The 1,925-nt window shown below is 46.1% G+C and carries 3 protein-coding genes; all 3 read left to right on the forward strand.

Going from position 1 to position 1,925, the window contains the following annotated elements; translation table 11 throughout:
- Positions 1-295: hypothetical protein (locus tag QEH59_RS18465; protein ID WP_308986861.1), on the forward strand; the 295-nt coding region annotated here is incomplete at its 5' end.
- A gap of 1 nt (position 296) precedes the next feature.
- Positions 297-1,037 carry a hypothetical protein gene (locus tag QEH59_RS18470; RefSeq protein ID WP_308986862.1) on the forward strand — a complete coding sequence of 247 codons (741 nt, stop codon included), beginning with the start codon at positions 297-299 and terminating at the stop codon, positions 1,035-1,037.
- Positions 1,038-1,111: 74 nt separating this feature from the next.
- Positions 1,112-1,738 (forward strand): hypothetical protein, encoded by a 627-nt coding sequence (locus QEH59_RS18475; protein WP_308986863.1) that lies wholly within the window; start codon positions 1,112-1,114, stop codon positions 1,736-1,738.
- Positions 1,739-1,925 lie beyond the last annotated feature (187 nt).

The raw sequence follows: 1,925 nt of genomic DNA on the forward strand, positions 1-1,925 counted from the left end.
AACTTATGAAGAGTTGAGGTTTCAACAAGCCATTCGGGAGCTTGCAGAGAGCCTCCGAGCTCTTAATGAGCAATTGCCAGAAAGAATTCCAGCGACATGGACTGAGGGTGTTGTGGATGCAGAAAACCGTAACTTACGTATTAATCAAGTATCAGCCCAATGGTCTGAAACAGACCCCTCGGCAGCGGCAGCGTGGGTAGCTTTAGTTCCAGAGCCATCATTTTATGGACTACTCGCCGCCACTGTCGTTTTCACTATGGTCGTCTGTCGGAGGAAGTCCGCTAGCAGGCATTGATATGTTGCAATTGATTACGCAGAGCCTAGTTAAAATTTCGGATGAAAATGAGCCGATTCGTTATGCTTCGGGCGTTATCGTTGAATATCGTGGATATGATTTCTTGCTGACTGTATCTCACGCTACCGGAGATGCGGGTAAATGGTCGATACAGCTTGAGTCTATGGAAGACCAAGGGTCTCTTTTGTATGGGCTAGGTCAGATGGGCTTTCTGAAACAATATACGTTCAATCTTAAGCGAGGAACGTCTAAGGAGAGGGACATCGATTTTTCCTATAAGCTCCTAGGTGAGAAGGTTTCAGCTCGATACCAGGATTTCAGGTCTGATGGAGGTAAGATAGTTAAAGTTGTAGATGAGGCTAAATTGACTGTAGCTTCTGATTTATCACAGGAGCCTCATGTTGATGCTGAGTATGGATTTTGGGGATTAACTAGACAGGTGTATGAGCCAGGAACTCAGCATCTTGCTATTGTCCCAGTCTGCGTCGGGCCAATGGATTATATTAAGGTCAACGAACACACTGACCTTTACCAATTTCGTTTGCCCCAGAAAGATCAGCAGAAGGGGATTGCTGAGTATGAGAACTGTAGTGGTGCTCCGATTTTTGATCGTGACGGGAACTTGGTTTCTCTGGTCGTTGAGACGGATCAACGAACTCGCTACATATACGGCATCAGGTTGAAAAAGATGCGCTCGATGTTAGATGTTGAAATTGATATGCACCAAAATGACAGTTTTTGACTCATGGTATGGCTCTTGTTTAGAATCTCGTGCAGTTAATTGCGTTGACGCTGAAAGCTAGGCTTACGGATATTATGAAACGACCAATCGACACAAACGCACTTCAGATTCCATTGAAGTCGGGATTATGTCCGTGCTTATATGTTCCAATTGGGGCACGAGATGTAGATGCTATTGAACAGTATGTTGGGCGGGTTGTCAAAGAGATGGCGCTACGAGCGCCCCTAACAGCATTGTTTGTAGAGGCTTATCTACCCGATGAAATTGATTTTCGATTGCCAATTTGGAGCATGCCTGAATCAAAAATTCTGCACTGCCGGCAACAAGTTTGGGTTCATGTCGATTACAGTGGTTATCGTTCTGCGTATCAAAAAGCATTCCCTGATGCTTGTTTGAAGGGGATGGTTTTGGATCATGTTCTGAACCGGCGTATAGCGCGTTTAAAAGGTTTTGGTTATCTACGAATCGTACCCGTTACACGGGCAGTTAATAGTAGCCACGGCTCGCTTTCAGAAGATTGGGGAGTGAAATATCACAGCACCTCTAGAATGAGGGAAATTAACGAGGCATCTCTTGCCGCGGTTCAGTATGCGGATCTTTCAGATATTGTTAAGATGCTTAACGTTCAGGGTGGCGGCTCGTTAATGGATTACGTGAATGAAGCGCAAGCTTGGGTAGATGCGCCTAAATCGTGCGTCTAGCTCACGTGATGTTTAGTTAAAAGAGCAATCGAATGGTTAAGGAGCCAGAAGCGGATTCGCCATTCGTTTGCGACCATTTGCAAACTGACTACCGGGCAAAGGGGGAATGTTTATCCGCAGGGGTGCAACCCAAGGATAATTGTTCACCGCCCGGGCTAGATCGCGCAGCGTTGCAGCAGTCGAGCGC

It is taken from the genome of Thalassobacterium sedimentorum (assembly GCF_031127905.1).
GTDB classification, from domain to species: Bacteria; Verrucomicrobiota; Verrucomicrobiia; order Opitutales; family Coraliomargaritaceae; genus Thalassobacterium; species Thalassobacterium sedimentorum.